This window comes from Rhizobium skierniewicense (assembly GCF_014196515.1).
GTDB classification, from domain to species: domain Bacteria; phylum Pseudomonadota; class Alphaproteobacteria; order Rhizobiales; family Rhizobiaceae; genus Agrobacterium; species Agrobacterium skierniewicense.
Genome location: NZ_JACIDV010000006.1, coordinates 324,385 through 348,058 on the forward strand (window position 1 = coordinate 324,385; position 23,674 = coordinate 348,058).

Consider the following 23,674-nt stretch of genomic DNA (forward strand, 5'->3'; position numbering starts at 1 on the left):
GCGATCTTCTTCTTATTTGCCGCTGAGAACGCGGCTGGCGACGTTGATATATTTTCTGCCAGCATCCGAGGCCTCCTGCAAGGCCTTCTCCATGTTATCTTCGACGCGGATACCCGCCAGTTTGATGAGCATGGGCAGGTTGACGCCTGCAATGACTTCGACATTGCCGCTGTTCATGACGGAGATCGCCAGATTGGACGGCGTTCCGCCAAACATATCGGTCAGGATGATGACACCATTGCCGTCATTGGCGCGTGTCACGGCGTCGATAATATCCTGCCTGCGCTGGTCCATGTCATCTTCGGGACCGATACACACCGTCTCGATCAATTTCTGAGGTCCGACCACATGCTCTACGGCGTGGCGGAACTCCTCAGCCAGCTTGCCATGAGTGACAAGCACCAGTCCGATCATGAAACGCTCCCTTGCACACGCATTATGATTGCCGACTATCGCAATGCCGCAATCATGTCTATCGGTGGGGCCACATCTTGATGAGGAAAAATCGAAGCGCAAGCCCCAAATCGCCCGATTTCCGTTCACATTCCCTTGGTTATGAAAAGATTCTGAGCAAGTGCAGCAAATTTTCCATAGGGGGTGATGCTGTCACGCGGAATACGCACAAGCGGCAACGATGCGCTCGCACCCAATTCAAGCCTCTCGTTTTCAGGTGGCAGGCGAGGGCTCTCCGGCGACGGCATCGACGTGATCGCACAATGCATTTCGGCAGACGCCACGCTTTTGAGCGATATAATCCCGCTGCCGCGCAGTTCCAACAGCCCGGCAATAGCGGCCGGACGGTTGGCTATCACCGTCCCGCCGCTGCAGGTCATCAACACCTGATCATCGGCCACCAAAGCCGCTTCCAGGCCGCAGCGCTGGGCTTCCGTGATGAAACTGAATGCCATTTCGCTTTTGCCGCTGCCGGAGGGTCCAACGAACAACAATCCGGTCTTGCCGATGACGATGGCCGTTGCGTGAAGATTGGGAGGATCAACGCTCATGATGGGCAGCAGGAAGCGACAGGCTGAAACGTGCGCCGGAAATCACGCCGTATGTGTCGAGAATATTATCCGCCTTCAGTGTACCGCCGTGGGCTTCGGCGATCTGGCGGCTGATGGAAAGGCCAAGACCCGAATTCTGGCCAAACCCTTCGCTGGCGGGGCGGTCGGTGTAGAAACGCTCGAAAATGCGGTCGATGTCCTCAGCCTGAATGCCGGGCCCGTTGTCCTCGACACGCACGATGCAACGATCCTTCTGGCGCAGAAGATGCACGACGATCCGCCCGCCATCCTGCGACACGAAGGAACGCGCATTCTCGATGAGGTTGGTGATGATCTGACCGATCCGCAGATCATGGCCATTGACGATGTAACTGGTCTTGGTACCAGGCTTGTGATCGACCACATAATCGATCGTGACGCTCTTTTTCTTGGCGCTGATCTGCCGGGATATTTCGACCAGATTGCCGAGCACGACTTCCAGATCGACAGGTGACGCATCGACGCGCGCCAGTTCCGCATCCAGACGTGATGCGTCGGAGATGTCGCTGATCAACCGGTCCAGACGGCGCACATCATGGAAGATGATTTCAGTCAGCCGCTGTTTGGATTCCTCTGTCTTGGCGCGTGGCAATGTCTCGACAGCGCTGCGCAGCGACGTCAGCGGGTTTTTCAGCTCGTGGCTGACATCGGCGGCGAAACTTTCGATGGCGTCGATGCGGTCATAGAGCGCATTGGTCATTTCGCGCAGGGCAATGGAGAGATTGCCGATCTCATCCTGACGCGCCGAGAAATCGGGGATTTCCTCGCGTGCCTTGGCTCCGCGCCGCACACGGATGGCGGCAGCGGACAGGCGGCGCAAGGGTGTTGCGATGGTGGACGACAGCAGCAGCGAAAGCACGATATTGACGAGGGTCGCGATACCGAAGACGCGCATGATCGCCAGGCGCTCGGCATGAACGATCTTGTCAATATCACCGGCCTGCGTGGACAGGAGCAACACACCCAGCACGGCGCGGAAGCGTTGGACGGGCACCGCGACGGAAACGATCAGTTCACCCTTTTCGGTCACACGGACGACGGCACCACGCACGCCGGTCAGCGCATTCATTACTTCAGGGTAAATCGAGCCATCGCCACCCGGCGTTTCCTTGTAGAGCGGCAGGCTGCTGGGTTGCAGCATGCGGTTGAAGATACTGGCGACCCAATCGCCCCATGTCTGCGTTTCAGGCGTGACCGGCGGTAGATCGTAACGCAGCACCTGACCGCGGGAATACAGATGGCGCGAATCCAGCAGGATGTTGGCATCCGCGTCGAACAGGCGTGCACGTGTTCTCGTGGGAGAGATCAATCTGCGCAGTACCGGCGCTACGCGCTCGGGATTGATAGGGAAAGACAGGTCTTCGTCATTGGGTACCGGCGTGATGCTCTGACCGGCCTGCAACTCCAGCAGCTTTTCAGGATTGATGGTAATGGAGTTCGTATCGACCGAAGCGGATGCCGAGATAGCGCCTGCGATGATTTCGCCCTGGGTCAGCAGACTTTCGACGCGGGCATCGATCAGACCCTCGCGAAATTGATTGAGGTAGAGGATACCACCGACAAGCACCACGGTCGCCGCGACATTGAAAAACAGAATGCGTCGCGTCAGGCTGGAAAAGACGGCATTGCCGAAAATACGCCGGACGATCGTCAGCGGATGAATACGATGCCGCCGACCGCTCTCACGGTCGTCGGCATCGGTATGATCCGATACGCTGTCCTGCATTTTGTTCAGCAACGTCGTCCCTCAGCGCCGCGATATCGCGGCGTCACATCATGGCTGCCGTATCTCAGGCCGCTTCGCGGAAGCGATATCCTACGCCGTACAGCGTTTCAATCATGTCGAAGTCGTTATCGACGAGTTTGAACTTCTTGCGAAGACGCTTGATATGGCTGTCGATGGTTCTGTCATCGACATAGACCTGCTCGTCATAGGCGGCGTCCATCAGCGCATCGCGGCTTTTGACCACACCGGGGCGCTGCGCCAGCGAGTGCAGGATGAGGAATTCGGTGACCGTCAATGTCACAGGCTCGCCCTTCCAGGTGCAGGTGTGGCGTTCCTGATCCATGGCGAGCTGGCCACGCTCCAGCGTACGGGCCTGCTGGTCTGCGGTGGGCTTGAGCGGGCTCGCTCCGGGAACGGCGGCGTCGCGGCTGCTGGCACGGCGAAGGATCGCCTTGACGCGCTCCACCAGAAGACGCTGGGAGAAGGGCTTGGTGATGAAATCGTCAGCGCCCATCTTGAGACCGAACAGCTCATCGATTTCCTCGTCCTTGGAGGTGAGGAAAATCACAGGCAGATCCGACTTCTGACGCAGACGCCGCAACAGCTCCATGCCATCCATGCGCGGCATCTTGATGTCAAAGATCGCGAGTTGCGGTGGGCGTGCGATCAATCCATCCAGAGCGGAAGCGCCGTCGGTGTACGTCTCGACCTTGTATCCTTCCGCTTCGAGCGCAATCGAAACGGACGTCAAAATATTTCGGTCATCGTCCACAAGCGCAATAGTCTGCATAAAATTGGTCTCCATCGTCATAATATTTTACTCCCGACATCCCATCCCAGCCAAGGTTGTGCGCCGTGAGCATTTCTCATGAGTATAAAGGTGGAACAAATTGTGGCAAAGAAAAACAGACGTATCGCCGCCGATTTATGAGCAGTAATTTTCGTGGATCGGAACTTTGCCGGTGAGAGACACGAACTAAACCGATTTAAAACGAAATAAAATCTTTTAAATCGATTAATATATTGAATTTATTGAATTATTTAAATTGATGCCTTGTTTTTTCAAATTGACGAGATTAATTTCAGGACACATTTTAATGCTTTCGTCTTTTGAAAAAGGAACGCGCCCGTGAAGGAACTTGGAGTACGTAATCCTGAAAACGGTGTGTCGGCGTTGGGCCTGTCCGCTGTTGCCGCCGTGCATTATAACCTTATCGAGGGTGAATTGTACGAGCACGCCATCCGCAATGGCGAAGCAGACATCACCGCCGACGGCGCGCTTCGGGCCGTAACCGGCCAGCACACCGGCCGTTCCCCCAAGGACAAATTCGTCGTTCGCGACGCCTCCACGGAAGACAGCATTTGGTGGGACAACAACAAGCCGTTGTCGCCTGAGCATTTCGATATCCTCCACAAGGATATGCTGGCCCATGCGGCCGGCAAGACGCTTTATGTGCAGGACCTGATCGGTGGTGCCGACGAAGACAACGCGCTTCCCACCCGCGTCGTGACCGAGCTTGCATGGCACGGTCTGTTCATCCGCAATCTTCTGATCCGCCCGTCGCGTGAAAAGCTTGGCGCGTTCAAACAGAAGCTGACGATCATCAATCTGCCGAGCTTCAAGGCCGATCCGGCCCGTCACGGCGTCCGCACAGAGACCGTCATCGCCTGTGACCTGACCAAGGGCCTGGTCCTGATCGGTGGCACCTCCTATGCCGGTGAGAACAAGAAGTCTGTCTTCACTGTTCTGAACTACCTGTTGCCGGCCAAGGGCGTGATGCCGATGCATTGCTCCGCCAATGTCGGCCCCGATGGCGATGCCGCCGTGTTCTTCGGTCTCTCCGGCACCGGCAAGACCACGCTGTCTGCCGATCCATCGCGCACGCTCATCGGCGATGACGAGCACGGATGGGGCGAAGATGGCATCTTCAACTTCGAAGGCGGCTGCTATGCCAAGGCCATCAAGCTTTCGGCCGAAGCCGAGCCTGAGATTTATGCCGCAACGCGCCGCTTCGGCACGGTTCTGGAGAACGTCGTTCTTGACGAAAACCGCGTTCCCAATTTCGACGACACGTCGCTGACGGAAAATACCCGCAGTGCCTATCCTCTACACTTCATTCCGAATGCATCCGACACGGGTCTGGCTGGTCATCCGAAAACCATTATCATGTTGACAGCGGACGCTTTCGGCGTGCTGCCACCGATCGCGCGTTTGACGCCGGAACAGGCCATGTACCACTTCCTGTCCGGTTATACGGCAAAGGTTGCCGGCACGGAAAAGGGCGTTACCGAGCCGGAAGCAACCTTCTCCACCTGCTTCGGTGCCCCTTTCATGCCGCGCCACCCGGCGGAATACGGCAATCTGCTGCGCGATCTGATCGGCAAACACGGCGTCGATTGCTGGCTGGTCAACACCGGCTGGACCGGTGGCGCCTACGGCATCGGCAAGCGTATGCCCATCAAGGCAACCCGCGCGCTTCTGAGTGCAGCCCTGACGGGCGAACTGAAAAACGGCCAGTTCCGCACCGATGTCAATTTCGGCTTTGCGGTTCCGACAGCGCTCGAAGGCATCGACAATGGCATTCTCGACCCGCGTTCGACGTGGGCCGATGGCGCAGCCTACGATGCGCAGGCCAAGAAGCTCGTTTCCATGTTCGTTACGAACTTCACCAAGTTTGAAGATCATGTGGACGGCAAGGTTCGCGACGCAGCCCCTGGTATGTTGGCCGCTGCCGAGTAAACATTTGAAAATGAATTCACGTGAAACCCGGCCTCGCGCCGGGTTTTTTCATGGATAGCCTGTAGTGGAGTTGTGCCGTCATCCTCGGGACAAGCCCGAGTATGACGTCGAGAGAGGGCTGAGCCTTGCGTGTTGTGGGCTTAACCGTTTCATAGAACGCGGAAGGTTTTCATTCTCACCGATCTGTGGCATCACCGCTTCCGGAGAACGAACATGGCCAGCGCCGCGCTATTTATCAGCAACAGGATCACGATTGCCGGATGGGAACTGACGGAGCAATTCGTGCTGGCTGGCGGGCCGGGCGGGCAGAACGTCAACAAGGTTTCGACAGCCGTTCAGCTGTTCTATGACGTCGCCAATTCGCCGTCTCTCTCGGATCGCGTCAAGACCAATCTTCTTCACCTCGGGGGCAGGCGTGTCTCGAAGGATGGCGTCCTGATGATTGAAGCCAACCGGTTTCGGACGCAGGAACGAAACCGCGAGGATGCACGCGAGCGCTTGAAGGAACTGGTCCTGAAGGCCGCAGAACCGCCGCCGCCTGCGCGCCGGGCCACCAAGCCCACCAAGGGTTCGGTGGAAAGACGTTTGAAAGCCAAATCTGGCCGTTCCGACGTCAAGAAGATGCGCAGCAGGCCCGAAAAGGAATAGGGTCAGAGCAATCCCCGCAAAAGTTGGAACCGCTTTTGCGTCTGGAACTGCGCTCAACAACGGCTCTAGAGCTTTCGAAGCGCCACCGTGTCGATCAGGTGGTTCTGGCCCTTGCGCAGGATCAGATCGGCTCTCGGGCGCGTCGGCACGATATTGCGCCGCAGATTTTTCAGGTTGATGTTTTCCCAGAGACCTTCGGCAATCGCCATGGCCGCTTCTTCCGAAATCGAAGCATAGCGATTGAAATAGGATGACGGATCGCGAAACGCGGTCTGGCGAAGGTTCATGAAGCGGTTGACGTACCAATGGTGAATCAAGGCCTCATCGGCGTCGATATAGATCGAAAAATCGAAGAAATCGGACACGATTGGCACGATGCGCCCGCCTTCCGGCAAATCGCGAGATTGCAGGACGTTGATGCCCTCGAAAATGAGAATGTCGGGCCGGTCGATAGTGGTGAATTCGTTGGGCACCACATCATAGGTCAGGTGGGAGTAGCTCGGCGCCTTCACATCCGGCTGCCCGGCCTTGATGGCCGATAGGAACCGCAAGAGAGAGCCGATGTCATAGCTTTCTGGAAAGCCCTTTCGCTCCATCAGGTTTTCCCGCCGCAACACCTCGTTGGGATAGAGGAAACCATCTGTCGTGATGAGATCGACCTTCGGGCTGGACGGCCAGCGGGCTAGAAGCTCTTTCAGGATACGCGCCGTGGTCGATTTGCCAACGGCAACGGAACCGGCAATGCCGATAACGAAGGGTGTCTTGTCCACGCCGGCCATATTGAGAAACCGGTTGCGCTGATCAAACAGCACCTGCGATGCCTCGACATGGGTCGATAGGAGGCGCGACAGTGACAGGTAAATGCGCTTGACCTCGTCCATGTCGATAGGGTCGTTCAGCGAACGCAGCCGTTTCAATTCGTCAGCCGACAGCGTCATCGGCGTGTCGGCGCGGAATTTCGACCATTCTTCCGAGCTGAAGAAGTGGTAGGGGGAATATTCGTCGGGGCGGAAATGATCGAGCGTGTTCGGCATGCCTTGTCCTCCCATGCGTGCCACGGTCGTCATGGACTAGGCCTCGATTCCTTTTCCTGAAGTCCGGATTGTCCGGTGCGGCGTTCCAGCTCCGCCAGAACATCGCTAAGCGGAATATCTGCGATCTTGAGCACGACCAGCAGGTGGTAGAGCAGATCGGCGGCCTCATCCCTCAGGTTCTTGCGATCATGGGATATGGCGGCGATCACGGCTTCCACCGCCTCTTCGCCCAGCTTCTTGGCAGCGCGGGGTTGGCCCGCAGCCACAAGCTTGGCCGTCCAGGATTGCTCAGGCGAGGCGCTGGCGCGTTCAGCGACGATGCGCTCCAGATCGGAAAGGGAAAAGCTGGTCATCTCTCGCTACCTTGGCTTAATCGAGGCGCATGGCGATGCCATGCTCGGCCATATAGGCCTTGGCTTCACCAATGGAATAGGTGCCGAAATGGAAGATCGAGGCCGCAAGAACCGCCGTCGCGTGGCCATCCCGCACACCAGCAACAAGATCATCCAGTGTGCCGACGCCGCCCGAAGCGATCACAGGCACGCGGACCTGATCGGCGATGGTGCGCGTCAGCGCAATGTCGTAACCGCTTTTGGTGCCATCGCGGTCCATGGAGGTGATGAGCAATTCGCCAGCACCGCGATCCACCATCTTGATGGCGAATTCAACGGCGTCGATACCCGTCGGCTGGCGGCCGCCATGGGTAAAGATTTCCCAGCGATCCGTTTCGCCAGCAACTGACACTTTCTTGGCATCGATGGAAACAACAATGCACTGATTGCCGAACTTATCCGCCGCCTGCGCCACGAAATCCGGGTCTTTCACGGCAGCGGAATTGATCGAGACCTTGTCGGCACCGCACAGCAGCAGCTTGCGAATATCTGACACGGCCCGAACGCCACCGCCGACCGTGACCGGCATGAAGCAATGGTCCGCCGTGCGCGACACCACATCGAAAATCGTATCGCGGTTATCGGATGAGGCAGTGATATCGAGGAAGCAAAGCTCATCGGCACCGGCGGCATCATAGGCTTTCGCCGCCTCCACCGGATCACCGGCATCGATCAGATCGACGAAGTTCACGCCTTTGACGACACGGCCATCTTTCACGTCGAGGCAGGGAATAATGCGGGCCTTGAGGGTCATGCGCGGGCCTCCTTGATCAACGCCAACGCGTTTGCCGGGTCGATGCGGCCATCATAGAGCGCGCGACCGGAGATCGCGCCTTCCAGCTTGGCTGCATCCGGCTCCAGCATACGCTTGATGTCCTCGATGGAGGCCAGACCACCCGAGGCGATGACGGGGATGGAAACGGCGTCTGCCAGTTCCAGCGTGGATGACCAGTTGATACCGGCCAGAATGCCGTCTCGGTCTATATCGGTGTAGATGATGGCTGCAACGCCCGCACCCTCGAAACGCTTGGCCAGTTCGATCACCCCGAGCTCAGACGCTTCCGCCCAGCCCTCCACGGCCACCTTGCCGCCCTTGGCATCGATGCCGACGGCGACCTGTCCGGGAAAACGCGTGCAGGCTTCGATCACCAGAACCGGATCTCGAACGGCGACCGTGCCGAGAATGACACGGGCAAGACCACGGTTCAGCCACGCCTCGATATGCTCCAGCGTTCGGATACCGCCACCCAGTTGCACCGGGTTTTTCGTTGATTTCAAGATAGCGTCCACAGCGTCGCCATTGACCGTCTGCCCTGCGAACGCGCCGTTCAGATCCACCACATGCAGCCATTCGAAGCCTTGGTCCTCGAAGGCTTTGGCTTGTGCGCCGGGGTCCTCGTTGTAAACGGTGGCCTGCTCCATATCGCCAAGCTTGAGGCGAACGCACTGGCCGTCTTTAAGGTCGATTGCAGGAAATAGGATCATGTTAGGGCTTCCAGCGCAGGAAATTCGAGATGAGGGCGAGGCCGAGCGTCTGGCTTTTTTCCGGGTGGAATTGCGCGCCGACCGTGTTGTCACGGCCAACGAATGCCGTCATCGCGCCACCGTAATTGGTGGTGGCAATGACATCGTCTGCATGTTTGGCAGCAAGGTGGTAGGAATGCACGAAGTAGGCGTGCAGTCCGTCGGCTCCGGTCCGGATGCCGTCGAATAGCGGGTGAGGGCTGTGCAGATCCAGCGTGTTCCAGCCGATCTGCGGGATTTTTAGCGTAGGATCAGAGGGCGTCATTTCCACGACATCACCGTTGATCCAGCCGAGACCTTCACTGGTCGTCTTTTCCAGCCCACGCGACGACATGAGCTGCATGCCGACGCAGATACCGATAAAGGGGCGCCCCTTGATCTCGACAGCCTCGATCAGTGCTTCGCGCATGCCGGTCACGGCATCAAGGCCAGCGCGGCAATCGGCATAGGCACCCACGCCGGGCAGAACAATAGCGTCTGCCGATGCGACATTCTCCGGCTTGTCGGTCAGGTCTATGGTCGCATCGATCCCGGCTTCACGGGCGGCGCGCTCGAAGGCTTTGGTCGCAGAGCGCAGATTGCCGGAGCCATAATCGATAATTGCTACACGCATATCAGCGCCTTCCATTCAGATCGAACTGAAACGATCCGGCAGGATCGTTGCTCATGAACCCGTTGCCGGTTTTGCGATCCCGCTTCCAGTCCGGATGCGGGATGTTGGACGTCTGCGAGAAATCTTCAGCGGGCAGGTTCGAGAAATAAATCTCTTCCGCCGTGGCAAGATCGCGGGCGTGAATCACTGTCTTCAGGATCCAACCCCGGGAAACCAGATGGCGAACCACCATGTTTCTGCCTTCGAATCCGGCTATCAAGCCGACCATCAGTGCGAATAGTGCGTTTGCGATGCCAAGGTCTTCGATGCGCGACATCTGGCTTGCTGCCACCTGCAAGATGATGATGCCGATCGACAGCCACCAGAGGCGCTGGATGGCAAACCAGACCCAGGGAAACAACAGCGCAAGCCATGAAAACCGGTCGGCTATGAACCGTGTGGAGCGATGATCGCGATCAGGACCGCCGGGTGCTTCCAGAACCAGATAAGATGTCATCGGTCTTCCTGACAATGCTCTCAGCCACGGATAAAGGCGCCATTGCCTTGGAACCGTTTTGACGATTTCATCCCGCTCAGGCCAGCATGCCCTTTGTGGAGGGAACGCGATCTGCCTGACGCGGATCGATTTCGGTCGCTGCTCGCAGCACACGGGCAACGGCCTTGAAACATGTTTCAGCGATATGATGGTTGTTGGCACCGTAATGGTTGAGGATATGCAGGGTGATCCCGGCATTTTGCGCCAGCGCCTGAAAGAACTCCCGCACCAGTTCGGTGTCGAAGGTACCGATCTTCGGCGCTGAGAACGCGACATTCCAGACGAGAAACGGACGACCCGAAATATCGACGGCAGCCTTGGTCATGGTTTCGTCCATGGCAAGATCGAGCGAAGCATAACGGGTGATGCCGCGACGGTCGCCCAGTGCCTTGGCGATAGCCTGACCGATGGCGATGCCCGTGTCTTCGACCGTGTGGTGATCATCAATGTGGAGGTCGCCCTTCACCTCGATCTCCATGTCGATCAACGAGTGGCGGGCAAGCTGATCGAGCATATGATCAAAGAAACCCACCCCTGTGGATATCTTCGACGTGCCTTTTCCATCGATGTCGACGCGCACGGAAACACTCGTTTCGTTCGTCTTGCGGGAAATCTCGGCTCTACGCTCTGCCATCTGGCTGCTCCGTATCAATATGGGCGTTCCTTATCAGCAAGGCTTGCAAATATCCAGTCATTACATCGTCTTGCCGCACCGCACTTTGGCCGCCGCATGCCTGTCGATTTGCAATCGCAAAAACCGGACTTACATAAACTTCGAAATGGACCGCAAGGGTGGTCCGACAACGCCCACTCAGGGCAAACAGGTGTTTGATGACGACGATTATTACAGTGAGAAAGGCGGGCCAGGTGGTGATGGCCGGAGACGGTCAGGTCAGCCTCGGCCAGACCGTGATGAAGGGCAATGCCCGCAAGGTGCGCCGCATCGGCAAGGGCGGCGACGTGATCGCAGGCTTTGCGGGTGCCACGGCTGATGCCTTCACATTGCTCGACCGTCTTGAAAAGAAGCTGGAGCAATATCCCGGGCAACTGATGCGGGCCGCCGTAGAGCTTGCCAAGGACTGGCGCACGGACAAGTATCTTCGCAATCTTGAGGCGATGATGCTGGTGGCAGACAAGTCGATCACGCTGGCAATTACCGGTAATGGCGATGTCCTGGAGCCGGAACATGGCGCAATCGCCATCGGGTCCGGAGGAAACTATGCCTTTGCCGCCGCCCGTGCGTTGATGGATACGGAAAAGTCGGCCGAAGAGGTTGCACGTCGGGCGCTCGATATCGCAGCCGATATCTGCGTCTACACCAACCATAATCTCGTGATTGAAACGCTCGACGCAGAGTAACTGCGCCTTCCAAAACCATGGGTTCTGCGGGCTGGGCCGTTATGGCTGGCCGCAACAGAACGCCGAAAGGAATCAGATGACAACTTTTTCTCCACGCGAGATTGTCTCCGAACTCGACCGTCACATTATCGGCCAGAATGATGCCAAACGCGCCGTGGCCATTGCGCTGCGCAACCGCTGGCGCCGCCAGCAGCTGGACGACGATCTGCGCGACGAGGTAATGCCGAAGAATATTCTGATGATCGGACCGACCGGTGTCGGCAAGACCGAAATATCCCGTCGTCTGGCAAAGCTGGCGGGAGCCCCCTTCATCAAGGTTGAAGCGACGAAATTTACCGAAGTCGGCTATGTCGGTCGCGACGTCGAGCAAATCATCCGCGACCTCGTCGAAATCGGCATTGGGCTGATCCGTGAAAAGAAGCGGATCGAAGTGCAGGCGAAAGCCCATGCAAGCGCAGAAGAGCGCGTGCTGGATGCGCTGGTCGGCTCCACCTCCTCCCCGGCCACACGAGACAGTTTCCGCAAGAAACTGCGCGATGGTGAGCTGGACAAGAAGGAAATCGATATCGAAGTGGCCGATACGAGCTCTGGCATGCCCGGTTTCGATATTCCCGGCATGCCACCAGGTGCCAATATCGGTGTTCTCAATCTGTCGGATATGTTCGGCAAGGCCATGGGCGGACGGACCAAGAAGGTGCGGACATCAGTCGAGAAATCCTATGCCGATCTGATCCGTGACGAATCCGACAAATTGCTGGATAACGAACTCATCCAGCGCGAAGCGGTGAAGTCGGTCGAAAACGACGGCATCGTGTTTTTGGACGAGATCGACAAGATCGCGGCCCGCGATGGCGGCATGGGTGCGGGTGTGTCGCGTGAAGGCGTGCAACGCGACTTGCTACCCCTGGTGGAAGGCACGACCGTCTCGACGAAATATGGGCCTGTGAAAACCGACCATATTCTCTTCATCGCTTCAGGCGCGTTCCATGTATCGAAACCATCCGATCTTCTGCCGGAACTTCAAGGCCGACTGCCGATTCGCGTCGAGTTAAAGCCGCTGACCAAGGAAGACTTCCGTCGTATTCTGACGGAAACCGAGGCAAGCCTTATCCGCCAGTATATCGCCCTGATGGCAACGGAAGAGCTGAACCTCGAATTCACCGATGATGCCATCGACGCGCTGGCCGACGTTGCGGTGCATCTGAATGCATCGGTGGAAAACATCGGCGCACGTCGCCTGCAAACCGTCATGGAGCGCGTCCTGGACGATATCTCGTTCAATGCGCCGGATCGCGGCGGCTCAGCGGTGAAGATCGATCAAGCCTATGTGAAAGAGCATGTCGGTGACATCGCCGCCGATACCGACCTCTCTCGCTACATTCTCTAACGAATATCGAGTGCGGCAACTCTTGCCGCACTCTTATTTTACAAGCCTTCTCTCGACATCCGGTCCCGCTTTTCGCTAATGAAAGCGTTAACGGCTCTTAAGAGAAATGGTCCGGTTATCACGCCGGCCGAGAAAAAGGCATTTGCTCGTGCGTAAAACTCTTCTGGCATTGGCTGCTGTCGTGGCTTTTGGTGCGGTCTCGCAATCCTTTGCGGAGGGCGCAACCATCGTGCCCCCCGGTAACCGAAACGCCGAACAGCCGGATGTTCCGGGCTCTTCGGCCCGCCGCACGAAAGGCTCCAACTCCACCTTCGAGCGTAAATACCAGAAGGTGCTGGACCTCCTGTCCACCGACAAGCAGCTGATTTCGAAGATAAAATCGACAGCCAACCGCTATGGTATCGATCCCATTCACATGATCGGCGCCATCGTTGGCGAACACACTTATAATGTCGATGCCTATGACCGGCTACAATCCTACTACGTCAAGGCCGCATCCTACGCCGGCAACAGCTTTAGATTCGGCTACAAGGATGAGAGCATTGCGCAATTTTTGACGCATGCGCAATTTTCGAAATGCCAGTCGAAGCGTGAGTCCGTCAGCCTCTGGACCTGCCGCGAAGATGTCTGGGACGACAGTTTCCGAGGCAAGAAGGTGGATGGCGTCAGCTACCCCGACAATCGTTTCAGTGCGGTTTTCTTCCAGCCTTTCTATGCGGGCCAGACTTTCGGTCTCGGACAGATCAACCCGCTGACGGCGCTGATGCTGTCGGATACCGTGGCGCGTGTGTCGGGTTTTGAAAAGCTGGATGAGAACGACGCGTCGGCGGTCTACACTGCGATCATGGAGCCGGATCACTCTTTGGCCTATATGGCTGCTGCCATCCGCAAATCCATCGATGACTACAAATCGATTGCCGACATGGATATTTCCAAAAATCCTGGCCTGACCTCCACCCTCTATAATCTCGGCGGCAGCCAGCAACGCGCGGCAGCGCTAGCGCAGAAAAATCGCCAGCGCGCTGGCAGCGGTCAAGCGCCGCTGATGCCGGAGGAAAATTATTATGGCTGGCTGGTGAACGAAAAACTGCCGGAACTACAGCGTCTTTTGTGAAATCCAAACGAACTCGGGCGGAGATTCTGGCACAAGCAAACCGTTTGGCGCTGGCTTGCGATTGACGAGACAGGCTTTCAGTGTCCACTCTCCGCCCCAGTATTGACAAGGGAGATATACGGTGAGCCGCATTGAACAGCACGGTCTTTCATTTGACGAAACGCTTTATCGCTTTTTGAAGGATGAGGTCCTTCCAGAGACGGGCCTGGACGTCGATGCCGTTTTCTCGGGCTTTTCAGACATCGTCCATTCGCTTTCCCCTCAAAATCGCGATTTGCTGGCCAAGCGGGATGCGTTTCAGGAAAAGCTGGATAGCTGGTATCGGGAAAACGGGGCGCCGGTCGATCTTGCCGCTTATGAAAACTTTCTGCGTGACATCGGTTATCTACTACCAGAAGGCAACGCCTTCACGGTCGATACGCAAAATGTCGATCTCGAAATTGCCGGCCTGGCCGGTCCGCAGCTTGTCGTGCCCGTCATGAATGCACGCTACGCGCTCAATGCCGCCAATGCGCGCTGGGGCTCGCTCTATGACGCGCTGTACGGCACGGATGCGATCTCGGAAGATGACGGTGCTGAAAAGGGCAGGGGGTACAACCCCAAGCGCGGTGCAAAAGTCATCGCCTGGGCACGGGATTTTCTTGATCGCTCCGCGCCACTGGAGAGCGGCACATGGTCTGACATATCCGGTTTCAAAATTACCAATGGCGTTTTGGAAATCGCTGCTGACGGCAATTGGATTGGCTTGAAAGATCCGGCCCAGTTCGCTGGTTTCGGCGGCGATGCGCCCAAACCGTCGTCGATCCTTCTCAGGAAGAACGGCCTTCATGTCGACATCGTCATCGACCCATCGACCGATATCGGTACCAGCGATGCGGCAGGTATTTCCGATGTCATCGTGGAATCGGCGCTGACGACGATTATGGACTGCGAAGATTCCGTGGCTGCGGTCGACGCGGAAGACAAGGTCGTCGCCTACCGAAACTGGCTTGGCCTCATGCGCGGCGATCTGACGGAAGAGGTCGCCAAGGGCGGCAAAACCTTCACGCGCCGCCTCAACCCCGACCGCAATTATACGGCGCCAGACGGTTCTGCGCTAACGGTGCCGGGCCGCTCTCTGATGCTGATTCGCAATGTCGGCCATCTCATGACCAATCCCGCGATTCTCGACCGTGATGGCCGAGAGGTCCCCGAAGGAATCATGGACGCCGTGGTGACCGGGTTGATTGCCCTCTACGATGTCGGTCCGAACGGGAACCGCCAGAACTCGCGCGCCGGTTCCATGTATGTGGTCAAGCCGAAGATGCATGGCCCGGAAGAAGTGGCCTTCGCGTCTGAGATTTTCGGTCGTGTCGAAACGCTGATCGGCATGGCACACAACACCATCAAAATGGGCATCATGGATGAGGAGCGCCGCACCACCGTCAACCTCAAGGAGTGCATTCGCGCTGCCAAGGATCGTGTGGTCTTCATCAACACAGGCTTCCTCGATCGCACGGGCGATGAGATCCACACATCGATGGAAGCGGGGCCGATGATTCGCAAGGGTGATATGAAGCAGGCCTCGTGGATCGCAGCCTATGAAAACTGGAATGTCGATGTCGGTCTCGAATGCGGCCTGTCCGGCCATGCCCAGATCGGCAAGGGCATGTGGGCGATGCCCGACCTGATGGCGGCGATGCTGGAACAGAAGATTGCGCACCCCAAAGCCGGTGCCAACACCGCCTGGGTTCCCTCTCCCACGGCTGCGACGCTGCATGCCACGCATTATCACAGCGTCGATGTGGCGACGGTTCAAAATGGCCTGAAAAGTCGCGAGCGCGCAAAGCTGTCCGACATTCTTTCCGTACCAGTTGCAGTGCGTCCCAACTGGAGCGCAGACGAAATCCAGCGGGAACTCGACAACAATGCTCAGGGCATTCTGGGTTACGTCGTGCGCTGGGTCGATCAGGGCGTCGGTTGCTCCAAAGTGCCAGACATCAACAATGTCGGCCTGATGGAAGACCGCGCTACGTTGCGCATTTCGGCCCAGCACATGGCAAACTGGCTGCGCCATGGGGTGGTGACGGAAGAGCAGATTATCGAGACCATGAAGCGCATGGCGGCGGTGGTGGATGGCCAGAATGCAGGCGACACAGCCTACCAGCCGATGGCCAAGAACTTCGAGAAGTCCATCGCCTTCCAGGCCGCCCTTGAACTGGTGCTGAAGGGCCGGGACCAGCCAAACGGCTACACGGAGCCGGTTCTCCACCGCCGCCGTCTGGAACTGAAATCGAATCAGTCCAACGGCTGAGGCATCCTATGTTGTGAAGCGCGGGCCATCAGCGCTTCACGGCCCCTACAGGCTGCCCGATCGTTAAGACCCGGGGCGTCTCGCCCAACAAAAAAGCCGCCGGGGACATCCTCGGCGGCTTTTTCCCATCACTGTTTCAGGTGATCTTACTGGATCACGATGACCTTGGAGCTGCGGCCGGGACGGACGCGGCTGTAGAGGTCGATCACGTCCTGATTGATCATGCGGATGCAGCCGGATGAGGCAGCCGTGCCGATGGATGCCCATTCTGGCGAACCATGGATGCGGAACAGCGTGTCCTGACCTTTGTCGTTGAAGAGATACATAGCGCGTGCGCCAAGTGGGTTGGTCAGGCCCGGGCCCATGCCGCCTTCGACGTAACGGGCAACTTCAGGCTTGCGATCTGCCATTTCCTTGGGCGGATGCCACATCGGCCATTCCTGCTTCCACGCAACATAGGCTTCACCGGCCCATGCAAAGCCCTGCTTGCCAACGCCGATACCGTAACGAACAGCCTTGCCGCCTGGCAGGATGTAGTAAAGGAAGCGCTCACGGGTGTTGACGATGACCGTGCCTGCCTTTTCCGGTGTTTCGTAGCTTACGATCTGGCGGTGAAAACGCTTGTCCACACGGTTGATCGGAATGGCCGGAAGGGCGTAACCGGCATCGGTCGTCGCGCTATAAACTTCGTCGCCGAAGATCTGTGTCGTTTCAACATAGGCAGGTGCCGAGGCGGTCGCAGGCGTGGTCTGTGTCGATGTCGAGGCGCAACCGCCCAGAGCAAAGACCGACGACAGGCCGAGGGCAGTCAAAATAGTGCGAAGTCGCATGATGTTCTCGCGGGAAATATCGCCATTTCAGACGATGCATGAAGCTCTATTGAATAGATGGGTTATTTTCGATTAATCTTGTGTTGGCAAGCCGTTGCATCGCAGCAAGAGAATATGGCACGCGAAATTATGGCCGGATGGCCTTTTTGCAACATGAGAAGGCCTCGATGGCCTGGGTTTATCCATGACTATTCTTTCCATCGTCAACAACAATCCGTTAATCGACGGTCGCCAATCGCAAAATGCGATGCTCGTGCGTCGTGGCGTTCAGATTTTATTGAACGAGATGCGGCACGCAGTCCTGCCTGAACTGGCGCTGTCCAGCGGTCGCAGGGCTGATCTCATCAGCGTGTCGGTCAAGGGCGAGATATGGATCATCGAAATCAAATCCTCGATCGAGGACTTCAAGGTAGACCGTAAATGGCCTGATTATCGTCAGCATTGCGACAGGCTCTTCTTTGCGACCCATAGCGGGGTGCCGCTCGATATCTTTCCTGAAGAGTGTGGGCTGTTTGTTTCGGATGGCTATGGCGCACACATGGTGCGCGAAGCCCCGGAGCATAAATTGCCGCCCGCTACGCGCAAGTCACTGATGCTGGATTTCGCACGCGCAGCCGCCCGTCGCCTGATGATGGCCGAGTGGTCCACCGGCAAGGATTATTCCGACTGAATATTACTTCGGTGCGCGCTTGGCCAAGATGCGCTGCAAAGTGCGCCGGTGCATGTTGAGGCGCCGTGCCGTCTCCGAAACGTTACGCTCGCACATTTCATAGACACGCTGAATATGCTCCCACCGCACCCGGTCTGCTGACATCGGGTTTTCCGGAAGGTCCATCTTGTCGCCTTCGCGCTGGGTCAGCGCATTGAAGACATCGTCGGCGTCGGCAGGCTTGGCCAGGTAATCCAGCGCGCCGAGCTTCACCGCCGTTACGGCAGTGGCGATGTTGCCATAGCCCGTCAGGACCACGATTTGCGTATCGTCACGATGCTGGCGAATGGCTTCGATCACGTCCAGACCATTGCCGTCACCCAGCCGTAAATCCACGACGGCATATTTGGGCGGTGCCAGCTTGGATTTGGCGATGCCTTCGCTGACCGATTCCGCTGTCTCTACGGTAAAGCCACGGGTTTCCATGGCGCGTGCCAGCCGGCGCAAAAACGGACCGTCATCATCGACGATCAAAAGCGAGGCGTCCGGTCCGATCGGGTTGGTCTGTTCCGCTGTCGTGGGGTCTGCCTCATGATTTTGGTGTTCGTTACTCATGCCTGATCTCCCGTCCACTGCATCATATATATAGGTATCGGGCTTGTGTGCTGCCAGCCGAGCCCAATGCTGTCACTTGTCTTTATTATCGTCCATAATGTCGCGAGGCCAGACAACTGTGACCCTTGCCCCTGCGGCATCTGGTCCGCGGTTCTCGAAGTTCAGCGTCGCCCCGGAGCGCTCGAGCAGCGTCTTTGCAATGAACAGTCCCAAGCCCAGACCGCCAGCACGGGTCACATCCTGACGCTTGGTGACATAGGGCTCACCGATCCGCGCCAGAATATCCGGTGCGTAGCCCTGGCCGTCATCCTCGATCGTCACCTTCACCTGCTGCGCATCATGCTCGACCGTCACCGTTACCGATTCGCGCGCATAATCGACCGCGTTCTCCAGCAAATTGCCGAGGCCATAGAGAATGCCGGCATTGCGTGCGCCGACCGGCTCACCGCTTCGACCGCTCTTTTCGACAAGTCGAAGCTTGATGCCGAATTCCCGGTGCGGTGCCATGACCTCCTCGATGAGCGAGGAGAGCGGAAGCTTGCGCAGATGCTCTTCACCCTCGGCAGATAGTGACGTCAACCGCCGGAGAATATCGCGGCATCGTTGGCTCTGGCTGCGCAACAGCGCCACGTCTTCGCGAAAGCGCTCATCATTGCCAAGCTCCCGCTCCATTTCCTTGGCCACGACACTGATCGTCGCCAGCGGCGTGCCAAGCTCGTGCGCCGCCGCCGCCGCCAGCCCATCCAGCTGAGACAGGTGCTTTTCCCGCTCCAGAACCAGCTCCGTGGCCGCCAGCGCATCCGCCAGCTGGTTTGCCTCATGCGAGACTCGATAGGCGTAAAAGGCGGCAAACAGCATCATGGCGACAATGGAGCACCATATGCCGATATGGATGATGAGTTGGATCGGCAATGTTTCGCCCGGGTACCAGGGAACCGGGAAGGGGGAGAATGCGATGGCCGTGACGCAAACCAGGGCAAAGATCAGCAGCATCAATGAGTGCTTCATCGGCTGCGATGCAAACGCAATGATGACCTGTACGCAGATCAGCGGCGCAAACGGGTTGGAAAGCCCGCCGGTAATGTAGATCAACGCCGTCAGTTGCAGTAGGTCGAAGGCTAGAAGAAGGGTCGCTTCCCAGGGCTCGAGCCGATAGGTTGCCGGAAAGCGTGCCGACAGGAAGAGGTTTGCGACGGCAAGCGCCCCGATCAACACGGCGCAGGTCAAAAGAGGCAGCGGGAAATTCAGCCCGAAGGCAACGATCAGGATCGTTGCGCTCTGCCCTACCACGGCCAGCCAGCGCAACCAGACAATGGTTTGCAGACGGATGTGACGGCTGGCACGGCCAAGCCGGGTGTTTTCTTCTGGCTGGGCTACCATCCGCCCGTCTCCTCTAAAGCATGTGTTTCTCTTAAGCGGTTTTGCGATAAACACATGCGAAAAATGAACAGCTACGTTCCGCGCGGCTTCACGCGATTGGTGGGTTGCGCCGAGGCAGGGTCTTCCGGCCATGGGTGGCGTGGGTAGCGTCCACGCATGTCGGCCCGCACGTCCTTCCAGGAGCCGGACCAGAAACCGGGCAGATCCCGCGTGGTCTGTATCGGCCTGTGGGCGGGCGAGGTCAATTCCAGCAGCAGTGGCAATTTGCCGCCTGCAACAGCGGGGTGTTGCTTCAGCCCGAACAGTTCCTGCACGCGGATGGTGATCGTCGGATCTTCTCCATCATAGCTGATGGGGTGCCTCTGGCCGGTCGGCGCCTCGAAATGGGTCGGCAGCAGTTTCGGCAGTTCCCGCTGTGCTGCATGCGGGACAAGCGACAGAAGCCCGTCCATGATGCCACTGGGCCTGATTTCCTGAAGGCTTCTGGCGTCATGCTGATAAGGGATGAACCATTCGTCCAGACGCGCGACAAGAGACACATCGGATGTATCCGGCCACGGCTCACCAATCGTTCTGTGCAAAAAGCCCAGCCGCTGGCGCAACTGTTGTGCCTCTTTGGAGAAAGACAGGATGGCCAGCCCATGGTCCCGAATACCGTTGGCCAGCGCGACAGCGGCTTTTTCACCGCCTGGTTTGCCAAGCGGTGTCTCCTCCAGAACGATGGCCCCGATACGGGTGACACGACGGGCACGGACCTGGCCGCTGGCTTTGTCGAAAAACAGCTGGTCCTCTGTGTAGATCGCATCGGGCACGTGCTCTTCCACATCTTCGCGACGTATCGAGGCCGCTGCTAGAATGCGAGGCTGCGCGGCACGCCCTGTCACATCGGCCACGACGAGCATTTTCTCCGTGGCAAGACGTTCCGTTTCGGCAAGTTCGGCCCCCCGGCCGTTTGCCATCACGTAACGTCCGCGCGCGCCGCGTTGAAACGCGATGCGATCGGGATAGGCATGCAGCAGAAGTTCGCCCGCTGTGACGGGCACGGGGGTGTCTTCACGTGCATTCCCGACAGAGGAGGCAATCCGTCTGGCGAGACCCTTGGCCGCTGCGGCTCGATCGCCTTTCTCGTGCCTGAAACGCCGAAGCCTTTCCTCCAGGTCGATATCGCTGCCGCCGAGCCCCTGTTCGGTCAGGAGCACAGCCAGCATGGCTGCCTCATTGCCATGTCCAGCGTCGTGGGCCGCAATCACCATGGCAGACAGCCGAGGGGGAATAGTCAATTCGCGCATTTTCCTGCCGCGCGGTGTTATGGCCATCGTCGCATCCAGCGCGCCAAGATTGGTCAGGAGCGCGCGGGCTTCCATGAGCGCGGTCTGCGGTGGTTGATCCAGAAATGCCAGCGAAGCTGGATCGGTTACACCCCAATGGGCAAGATCGAGCGCAAGGCCCGAGAGGTCGCTCGCCAGGATCTGGGGCGGGGTGAAAGCGGGAAGCGCAGCCGTCTGACCCGCATGCCACAGCCGAATGGCGATACCGGGTTCGGTTCGCCCGGCACGACCCGCCCGCTGATCGGCAGAGGCGCGCGACACCTTCACCGTCTCAAGTCGTGTCATGCCGGTCGATGGCTCAAACACTGGCAGGCGTTGCAAACCGCTATCGATCACAACCCGCACACCATCGATGGTAATAGAGGTCTCGGCAATCGACGTTGCCAAGACGATTTTACGTTGACCCGGCTCGGTCGGCCTGATGGCCGCATCCTGCTCCCTCTGGGGAAGGTTGCCGTAAAGCGGAATGACATGTGTGTCTTTGCCGAACCGGCCCTCCAGGCGTTCCAGCGTGCGCGTGATTTCAGCCTGTCCAGGCAGAAAGGCAAGGATCGATCCGCTCTCTGTATCATGCGCTTCCGCAATTGCCCGGGCAACCTTGTCTTCTATCCGGTCCTGCCCCGTTCGGTCATCGTAGCGGATATCGATCGGAAAACTGCGGCCCAGACTTTTGATAACAGGCGCATCTGTCAGCAAACCGCTGACCCGTTCCACATCCAGCGTCGCCGACATGACGAGGATGCGGAGATCTTCGCGAAGCCCGGCCTGCACGTCCAGCGCCAGCGCCAGACCGAAGTCGCCATCGAGGGAGCGTTCGTGGAATTCATCGAAAATGACGGTGGAGATACCGGATAGTTCAGGATCGTCCAGAACCATGCGGGCAAAAACACCTTCGGTCACCACTTCTATCCGGGTTTTCGCCGAGACGCGGTTGTCCAGCCGCATACGGTAGCCCACGGTTTCGCCGACGGCCTCGCTGAGCAAAGACGCCATGCGGCTGGCGGCAGCACGAGCCGCGAGCCTTCGAGGCTCCAGCAGAATGATCTTGCCGTCACCGCGCCATGGCTGATCCAGCAAGAAGAGCGGCACCAGCGTCGTCTTGCCCGCACCCGGTGGTGCAGACAGCACAGCCTGTCGTCTTTTTGCCAGCGCCTCGCCAATGTTGGTCAGCACCTCTGTGACCGGCAGGCTGGGCAACGTTTGCTCTGTCATATGTGTCATGCCACTCAGGAATTCGGGTTTGCCGTCACGCTTTCATAGGCAAGGATCGCCCCCGCGAGATCCTCCAGCGCAGCGCCCACGGATTTGAACAGGGTGATCTCATTCTCGCTCTGGCGGCCCTTGTGGCGACCAGTCACCAGATCGGAAAGCTCGGCGCGAATGTCGTCACGCTGGATAATACCCGCTTGGAGAGGCTGGACGATATCGCCACCCTCCTTCAATGCGCCCTCGACTGTATCGACATAAACAGTGGCGCGTCTGACCGCCACATCGTCGCTCTCGCGCATCGTGGGCTTGAATGCGCCGACCAGATCGAGATGTGCACCCGGCTTTAGCCAGTCCCCCTTGATCAGGGGCTCATGGGACAAGGTCGCGCAAGAAATGATGTCTGCTTTCCGAGCGACCTCTTCAAGATCGTCGCATGCGCTGGCATTGAACCCATGCTGCCGCGCCTCTTCAGCGGTCTTTTCAGCTGAAGCAGCATTGCGCCCCCATATCTGGAAAGATGTGAGATTGCGGGTCGTGGCATGGGCCTGAATGAGATTGAGGGACAGACGCCCCGTTCCAACCATCAACATCGACGACGCGTCCTCACGCGAAAGATATTTGGCAGCGAGCGCCGATGTCGCTGCCGTGCGCCGCGCCGTGAGCTCTCCACCTTCGATGACAGCCAGCATCTCACCGGTCTTGGCCGACGACAAAAGATAGGTTCCGAAGATGGCCGGCAATGAGCGTAGGCTGTTGTCAGGAAAGACAGAGAGTATCTTCACCCCCATATAAGAGCCGGGTACCCAGGCGGGCATCATCAGCAGGGTAGCGTCGCTTTCCCCAGGGACCTCAACCTCGTGATGATGGCGCACCGGCATAATGCATCTGCCCTGAAACATCGTCTCGATCGCATCGATAAGAGCTGGCCAATGCAGGGCATGGCGGGTTTCTTCGACATTGAGAACAAGCATGTGGCGGCTCCGATCTGATGAACAGGGGAGACCTTAGCAATCTGGCACGACTGGGTGAAGGGAAGGGCGCGCAATGCCATGGAAATCGGGGGGATTTGTGAGCCGAAAACAGGCAGCACAGAAGAATCCCCAAAATACCTCAATTAAATCAACATCTTATACATTTTCTTTATTTTTATGAATTGGGTGTGTTGACTTGTTTGATTGGTGTCCTCTATAAGTCCGCTCACTGACGAGGGCGGCGGCGCTGCTAGCGACGATGTCCTTCGTTCTGGAGAAAACTG

Annotated in this window: 23 protein-coding genes; 7 read left to right on the plus strand and 16 right to left on the minus strand. The window is 57.9% G+C overall.

From position 1 onward, the window contains the following. Positions 1 to 12: 12 nt before the first annotated feature. The 4 genes from GGQ73_RS12135 to chvI all read right to left on the minus strand — a co-directional run bounded on the left by GGQ73_RS12135 (position 13) and on the right by chvI (position 3,559). Positions 13 to 414, minus strand: coding sequence for a PTS sugar transporter subunit IIA (locus tag GGQ73_RS12135; protein ID WP_045231065.1), 402 nt, complete (start codon positions 412 to 414; stop codon positions 13 to 15). Positions 415 to 539: 125 nt separating this feature from the next. Then, the gene (locus GGQ73_RS12140) at positions 540 to 1,004 is read right to left on the minus strand and encodes an HPr kinase/phosphorylase (RefSeq protein ID WP_183896544.1); all 465 of its coding nucleotides are present in this window, start codon (positions 1,002 to 1,004) and stop codon (positions 540 to 542) included. Then, on the minus strand, positions 994 to 2,769 hold the full coding sequence (locus GGQ73_RS12145; protein ID WP_412762976.1) for a stimulus-sensing domain-containing protein: 1,776 nt from the start codon (positions 2,767 to 2,769) through the stop codon (positions 994 to 996). The genes GGQ73_RS12140 and GGQ73_RS12145 overlap by 11 nt, the downstream gene beginning before the upstream one ends. A gap of 64 nt (positions 2,770 to 2,833) precedes the next feature. Continuing rightward, a complete protein-coding gene (gene chvI / locus GGQ73_RS12150) occupies positions 2,834 to 3,559 on the minus strand; it encodes a two-component system response regulator ChvI (RefSeq protein WP_108722659.1) in 726 nt (241 codons plus the stop codon). 339 nt (positions 3,560 to 3,898) lie between these two features. On the opposite strand from chvI, the gene GGQ73_RS12155 reads away from it, so the two are divergent. Next, positions 3,899 to 5,509 (plus strand): phosphoenolpyruvate carboxykinase, encoded by a 1,611-nt coding sequence (locus tag GGQ73_RS12155; RefSeq protein ID WP_183896546.1) that lies wholly within the window; start codon positions 3,899 to 3,901, stop codon positions 5,507 to 5,509. Between the two features lie 213 nt (positions 5,510 to 5,722). After that, positions 5,723 to 6,157, plus strand: a complete 435-nt coding sequence (arfB, locus tag GGQ73_RS12160; RefSeq protein ID WP_183896548.1) for an alternative ribosome rescue aminoacyl-tRNA hydrolase ArfB — start codon at positions 5,723 to 5,725, stop codon at positions 6,155 to 6,157. 65 nt (positions 6,158 to 6,222) lie between these two features. Here the strand turns inward: arfB and coaA are convergent, their stop codons facing one another. The 7 genes from coaA to hisB all read right to left on the minus strand — a co-directional run bounded on the left by coaA (position 6,223) and on the right by hisB (position 10,889). After that, positions 6,223 to 7,206: a type I pantothenate kinase gene (gene coaA, locus GGQ73_RS12165; protein WP_174154480.1), complete on the minus strand. Its 984-nt coding sequence runs from the start codon at positions 7,204 to 7,206 to the stop codon at positions 6,223 to 6,225. Between the two features lie 14 nt (positions 7,207 to 7,220). Then, entirely contained in the window at positions 7,221 to 7,544 is a 324-nt protein-coding gene (locus GGQ73_RS12170) for a phosphoribosyl-ATP diphosphatase (protein WP_183896550.1), read from the minus strand. Between the two features lie 16 nt (positions 7,545 to 7,560). Then, entirely contained in the window at positions 7,561 to 8,337 is a 777-nt protein-coding gene (gene hisF, locus GGQ73_RS12175; RefSeq protein WP_183896552.1) for an imidazole glycerol phosphate synthase subunit HisF, read from the minus strand. Next, positions 8,334 to 9,068 carry a 1-(5-phosphoribosyl)-5-[(5-phosphoribosylamino)methylideneamino]imidazole-4-carboxamide isomerase gene (hisA, locus tag GGQ73_RS12180; RefSeq protein ID WP_183896554.1) on the minus strand — a complete coding sequence of 245 codons (735 nt, stop codon included), beginning with the start codon at positions 9,066 to 9,068 and terminating at the stop codon, positions 8,334 to 8,336. The genes hisF and hisA overlap by 4 nt, the downstream gene beginning before the upstream one ends. A 1-nt stretch (position 9,069) precedes the next feature. Further along, positions 9,070 to 9,720 carry an imidazole glycerol phosphate synthase subunit HisH gene (hisH, locus tag GGQ73_RS12185; RefSeq protein ID WP_174154430.1) on the minus strand — a complete coding sequence of 217 codons (651 nt, stop codon included), beginning with the start codon at positions 9,718 to 9,720 and terminating at the stop codon, positions 9,070 to 9,072. Between the two features lies 1 nt (position 9,721). Continuing rightward, entirely contained in the window at positions 9,722 to 10,216 is a 495-nt protein-coding gene (locus GGQ73_RS12190; RefSeq protein WP_183896556.1) for a DUF2628 domain-containing protein, read from the minus strand. 76 nt (positions 10,217 to 10,292) lie between these two features. Then, positions 10,293 to 10,889: an imidazoleglycerol-phosphate dehydratase HisB gene (hisB, locus tag GGQ73_RS12195; RefSeq protein ID WP_183896558.1), complete on the minus strand. Its 597-nt coding sequence runs from the start codon at positions 10,887 to 10,889 to the stop codon at positions 10,293 to 10,295. Between the two features lie 197 nt (positions 10,890 to 11,086). Between hisB and hslV the strand changes: the two genes are divergently transcribed. The 4 genes from hslV to GGQ73_RS12215 all read left to right on the plus strand — a co-directional run bounded on the left by hslV (position 11,087) and on the right by GGQ73_RS12215 (position 16,408). Then, the gene (gene hslV, locus GGQ73_RS12200; protein ID WP_174154433.1) at positions 11,087 to 11,614 is read left to right on the plus strand and encodes an ATP-dependent protease subunit HslV; all 528 of its coding nucleotides are present in this window, start codon (positions 11,087 to 11,089) and stop codon (positions 11,612 to 11,614) included. A 76-nt stretch (positions 11,615 to 11,690) separates the two neighbouring features. Further along, positions 11,691 to 13,001 carry an ATP-dependent protease ATPase subunit HslU gene (hslU, locus tag GGQ73_RS12205; protein ID WP_183896560.1) on the plus strand — a complete coding sequence of 437 codons (1,311 nt, stop codon included), beginning with the start codon at positions 11,691 to 11,693 and terminating at the stop codon, positions 12,999 to 13,001. Between the two features lie 148 nt (positions 13,002 to 13,149). Then, positions 13,150 to 14,115: a DUF1402 family protein gene (locus GGQ73_RS12210; RefSeq protein WP_174154435.1), complete on the plus strand. Its 966-nt coding sequence runs from the start codon at positions 13,150 to 13,152 to the stop codon at positions 14,113 to 14,115. Positions 14,116 to 14,236: 121 nt separating this feature from the next. After that, the gene (locus GGQ73_RS12215) at positions 14,237 to 16,408 is read left to right on the plus strand and encodes a malate synthase G (protein ID WP_183896562.1); all 2,172 of its coding nucleotides are present in this window, start codon (positions 14,237 to 14,239) and stop codon (positions 16,406 to 16,408) included. 146 nt (positions 16,409 to 16,554) lie between these two features. On the opposite strand, the gene GGQ73_RS12220 is transcribed toward GGQ73_RS12215, so the two are convergent. Then, positions 16,555 to 17,238, minus strand: a complete 684-nt coding sequence (locus GGQ73_RS12220) for a L,D-transpeptidase (RefSeq protein ID WP_183896563.1) — start codon at positions 17,236 to 17,238, stop codon at positions 16,555 to 16,557. Positions 17,239 to 17,422: 184 nt separating this feature from the next. On the opposite strand from GGQ73_RS12220, the gene GGQ73_RS12225 reads away from it, so the two are divergent. Beyond that, the gene (locus tag GGQ73_RS12225; RefSeq protein WP_183896565.1) at positions 17,423 to 17,908 is read left to right on the plus strand and encodes an MmcB family DNA repair protein; all 486 of its coding nucleotides are present in this window, start codon (positions 17,423 to 17,425) and stop codon (positions 17,906 to 17,908) included. 3 nt (positions 17,909 to 17,911) lie between these two features. Here GGQ73_RS12225 and GGQ73_RS12230 read toward each other — a convergent pair whose 3' ends face one another. The 4 genes from GGQ73_RS12230 to lhpI form a co-directional block, all read right to left on the minus strand. Then, a complete protein-coding gene (locus GGQ73_RS12230) occupies positions 17,912 to 18,502 on the minus strand; it encodes an ActR/PrrA/RegA family redox response regulator transcription factor (protein WP_183896567.1) in 591 nt (196 codons plus the stop codon). A gap of 72 nt (positions 18,503 to 18,574) precedes the next feature. Continuing rightward, positions 18,575 to 19,882 (minus strand): ActS/PrrB/RegB family redox-sensitive histidine kinase, encoded by a 1,308-nt coding sequence (locus GGQ73_RS12235; RefSeq protein ID WP_174154440.1) that lies wholly within the window; start codon positions 19,880 to 19,882, stop codon positions 18,575 to 18,577. Between the two features lie 71 nt (positions 19,883 to 19,953). After that, on the minus strand, positions 19,954 to 22,422 hold the full coding sequence (gene hrpB, locus GGQ73_RS12240) for an ATP-dependent helicase HrpB (RefSeq protein WP_183896569.1): 2,469 nt from the start codon (positions 22,420 to 22,422) through the stop codon (positions 19,954 to 19,956). A 14-nt stretch (positions 22,423 to 22,436) separates the two neighbouring features. Then, a complete protein-coding gene (gene lhpI / locus GGQ73_RS12245) occupies positions 22,437 to 23,390 on the minus strand; it encodes a bifunctional Delta(1)-pyrroline-2-carboxylate/Delta(1)-piperideine-2-carboxylate reductase (RefSeq protein WP_183896571.1) in 954 nt (317 codons plus the stop codon). Between the last annotated feature and the right edge of the window lie 284 nt (positions 23,391 to 23,674).